Source organism: Paraburkholderia sp. NMBU_R16, assembly GCF_013282575.1.
In the GTDB taxonomy this organism is placed as follows: domain Bacteria; phylum Pseudomonadota; class Gammaproteobacteria; order Burkholderiales; family Burkholderiaceae; genus Trinickia.
Genome location: NZ_JAAAYE010000133.1, coordinates 1 through 4,035 on the forward strand (window position 1 = coordinate 1; position 4,035 = coordinate 4,035).

Genomic DNA, 4,035 nt, shown 5'->3' on the forward strand with positions numbered 1-4,035 from the left:
ACGCGCTCGGGCAAGATCATGCGACGCTTGCTGCGCTCGTTGGCCAAGGGCGAGGCGATCACGCAGGACGTCTCCACGCTCGAAAACCCCGCCATTCTCGAACAACTCGCCGAGGTGCGTTGACGTTCGTCGCGGCGCGCCTCGACGCCCATCGGCGCCGGTCCCGCGCTGCGCTCAAGACAGACCGTGCCGCTCGGCACGGTCGACAGTTGTTCAGCACATCCCTATACAGTGCCGATACAGACGCTTGGATAATCGTCTGTACGGGCGACGTCGCAATCCTTCCATTTCATGCAAACCCAGCAGGCGCGCGGCCTACAGCCGAAGCGCCATCGGCTCCATCCATGGGCGGCCGGCTAGGGAAAGTACTGACACTGTAGTGAGCCTGTAGTCAGACTACTTCCATAAGATCAGTAGCCATGGAGTCTTGCTACGTATAACGCGTCGATGGTACCGGTCCCCATCCTACGAAGCGACGGGGCGCTGTCGTCATCGCAAAGCGGCCTCCACCCTGCATCAAGGTTGCCGGTGCCTGCTGGGGCGCGGAGCCGTCGTCTGGAATCCAGTGAGACCCGGTGTTGTCGTCGAGCATTACAACCCACATTCATGGAGAGACACATGCAGGTCAATCGTTGGCCAATGGCACTGGTGTTGGCGGCCGCATTCGCGAGCGCTCACGCGAGCGAGAGCGATGCGGCTTTCAACCCCGCACCGTCGTCGTTCACTCCCGGTATGGATTTCGCCGCGCATCGGCGGGCCGACATACTCGTGAGGCAAATGACGCTGGATGAGAAACTCCAGTTGATCCACTCGAAATACCAGATGAGCGACGTTCCGGGCGGAGGGGCCGGCTTCATTCAGGGTGTGCCGCGTCTCGGCATTCCGGATTTGAATATGGTCGATTCGGCAACGGGCTCGGGCAGCACGTCCCAGCCGAGCACGACATTCCCGGCCACCATCGGGCTCGCCGCGAGCTGGGACCGGCACCTCTCGTACGATTTCGGTGCGCGCATCGCTTCGCAACTGCGTGCGCAAGGCTTTGGCATGGGCCTTGGCGGCGGCACCAATCTCGCGCGCGAGCCACGCGGCGGGCGTCTTTTCGAGTATTTAGGCGAAGATCCGGTGCTTGCCGGCGAGATGTTGGCGGCGCGAACCGTCGGCACCCAGAACCAGAAGGTCATCGCCACCATCAAGCACTATGTCGGCAACGAGCAGGAAACCGGCCGCATGGGTGGCAACAGCCAGATCGACGAGCGCACGCTGCGCGAACTCTATCTGCTGCCCTTCGAAATCGCCGCGCGTACAGCGCGGCCCGGCAGCGTGATGTGCAGCTACAACCGCGTCAACGGAACGTACTCTTGCGAGAACCCGCATGTGCTGACCGACGTTCTCAAGCATGACTGGGGCTTCGAAGGCCAAGTGCAGTCCGACTGGGGTGCGGCTCACAGCACGGCGGCCTCGATCAACGCAGGCCTGGACGAAGAGGAAGATGTCGGGCCAACGGTCTATCTGACGCCCGATGCAGTCAAGCAGGCGCTGGCGAATCACCAGATCTCGCAAGCCCGGCTCGACGACATGGTGCGTCGCAAGCTCTACGTGATGATTCGCACGGGCGTACTCGACGATCCGCCGAAGCCCGCGCCGATCGATTTCGCTGCGGGCCGGGCCTTCGCCCAATCCGCGGAGGAGCAATCGATGGTGCTGCTCAAGAACGACAACGCACAATTGCCGCTCACGGCCGCGGCGTTGCAGCGGATCGCCGTGATCGGCGGACACGCCGACGCCGCCGTTCTCACGGGCGGCGGTTCGGGCAACACGCGCGATCCCGTGTCAGGCAATTTCGCGGGTTGCGGCGGGTTGACGTTCGGCTCGGCGACGGGCTGCAGTTGGTGGACCAACCCATGGCTCAAGCTCGATGTGCCGATCGTCAAGGCCATTCAGGCGCTGGCGCCCGCGACGCAAGTCAGCTTCGCCGGCAACAGCGATCAGACGCAGCCGTTCAGGGCCTACACGCAGCAAGAGATCGATCGCGCCGTTGCCCTCGCGCGGCAATCCGACGTGGCGATCGTCGTGGTGACGCAGTCGTCGGGCGAAGACTTCGGTGAACTCACGAGCCTGGCGCTCGCCAATCCGTCGAACCAGGATCAATTGGTCGAAGCCGTGGCCCAGGCGAACCCGCATACGATCGTCATCGTCGAAAGTGGGAATCCGGTTTTGATGCCATGGAAGGACAGTGTTTCCGCGATCATCGAAGCGTGGTTCCCGGGCGAGGGTGGGGGACAGGCCATTGCCAACGTATTGTTCGGCAAAGTCAATCCGTCCGGCAAACTGCCCGTGACGTTCCCTGCGCACGACCAGGATACGCCGACGTGGGGCACCGATGGCACGCTCCCGAAAGACCCCGTCTACGCCGAAAAGCTGAACATGGGCTATCGCTGGTATGACGCGAAGAATATCGCTCCGCTCTTCGAGTTCGGTCATGGCCTGTCCTATACGCACTTCAGCTACTCCGACCTCGATATCCGGCCCGGACCGGACCATTCGATGACGGCAAGCTTCACTGTCAAAAACGATGGCAAAGTGGCAGGCGCCGAAGTGCCGCAGGTCTACCTGGGCGTCAACTACAGCGGCGAGCCGCCGAAACGCCTCGTCGGCTGGCAGAAGGTCTACCTCAATCCGGGTGAGGCACGACACGTCCGTGTCTCGATCCCCGCACGCTTCCAAAGCGTATGGGACACGGCGAGCAACGGCTGGAAGTTTGTACCGGGTAGCGCGGTGTACGTGGGTGCGTCGTCTCGCGACATTCGCCTGCAGAGCCGGTGATCGATGCAATATCCCCCGCGCCGCCTCGAGGGGCGGCGCGGGGATCGCGCGGCCGCCAGCGTCGTGGCTCGCCGCGCGATCGATCGATTCGCCTATGCGCTAAGTGTCCGCCTCGGGCAGCGAGACGAGCTTCACCGCTTGCGAGCGCAAGATGACGCAAGCCTGAACGACGAATGCAAGCACCGCCACGATGAGGCAGGGTTTCGCGCCGAAGGGGCCGCCGAGCATGGCGCCGATCAACGCGCCGAGCGGGCGCGCGCCGTACGTCGCGGTGCTGATCAGCGCCGACACGCGTCCCAGCATCGTTTCGGGCGTGATCGCCTGGCGCAGCGTCGTTGAACTGATGACCCACAGGATGGGGCCCATACCGAGCTGGAAGTAAGCCGCTGCCGCGAGCCAGGGTGAAGGAACGATCAGCGTTGCGCACAACGTCAGCGAGGCAGCAAGCCCGCAAAGCGGTCCGACGACGATGATCCGCCCGAAGCGCAGCGACGCTGCGATGCGTGGTGCCGTCAGCGCGCCCGCGATCATCCCTGCGCCGTAAGCGGCCAGCGTGGCCCCCACTCCTGCCGGCGACAGGCCAAGATAGCGGCTCGCGTAAGGTACGTAGACGGCCTGGATCGTGAAGAATCCGACGTTAAAGAAGATTGCCGTGAGCGCGATCGCGCGCAGCAGCGGATTGCCTGCGACGAATGCAGCACCTTCGCGAAGATCGGCCGCGAAATGTCGGCGCGTCGATGCCGCGCGTGATGGTTCGTCGATGCCGATCAGCAGCGCAGCGGCCAATGCGGAGAGCATCGCGGCGACGATAAATGCGGCGGATGCGCCGATGGTTCCCACCAGCAGTCCGCCCAATGCTGGCCCTGCGGCATAAGCGACGCTGCGAGCGAGTTCCGTTCGACTGTTCGCCGCGGCCCATGCTTGCCGTTCGACCAACGTGGTAATCAGTGAAGGTGCGGCGACATTGTAGGCGACGGTGCCGCACGCACCGACGAAGCCGCAGATCGCGAGCAGCAGCAGTGAGAGCTTGCCGGTCGCTAGCGCGGCGAGCACGACGAGCAGGGCTGCCGCGCGCAAGCTCTCCGCACTGTGGCGCGACAATCTGGATGAGAGACGCGCGACAAACAAGATGAGAATGTCGCGGCGAGGTTGATGATGCCGATGTTGATTGACGCTGACAAGCGTTTGTTGATTGACGCTCGGCGCATGTTG

2 protein-coding genes are annotated in these 4,035 nt (G+C 63.6%); one reads left to right on the forward strand and one right to left on the reverse strand.

The window, feature by feature from the left end; all coding sequences use genetic code 11:
* Window positions 1-618 precede the first annotated feature (618 nt).
* Window positions 619-2,823 carry a glycoside hydrolase family 3 C-terminal domain-containing protein gene (locus GWC77_RS27085; RefSeq protein ID WP_173262382.1) on the forward strand — a complete coding sequence of 735 codons (2,205 nt, stop codon included), beginning with the start codon at window positions 619-621 and terminating at the stop codon, window positions 2,821-2,823.
* 99 nt (window positions 2,824-2,922) lie between these two features.
* Here the strand turns inward: GWC77_RS27085 and GWC77_RS27090 are convergent.
* Window positions 2,923-4,035 (reverse strand): MFS transporter (locus GWC77_RS27090; RefSeq protein ID WP_173262385.1); only part of this gene is annotated, 1,113 nt, incomplete at its 5' end.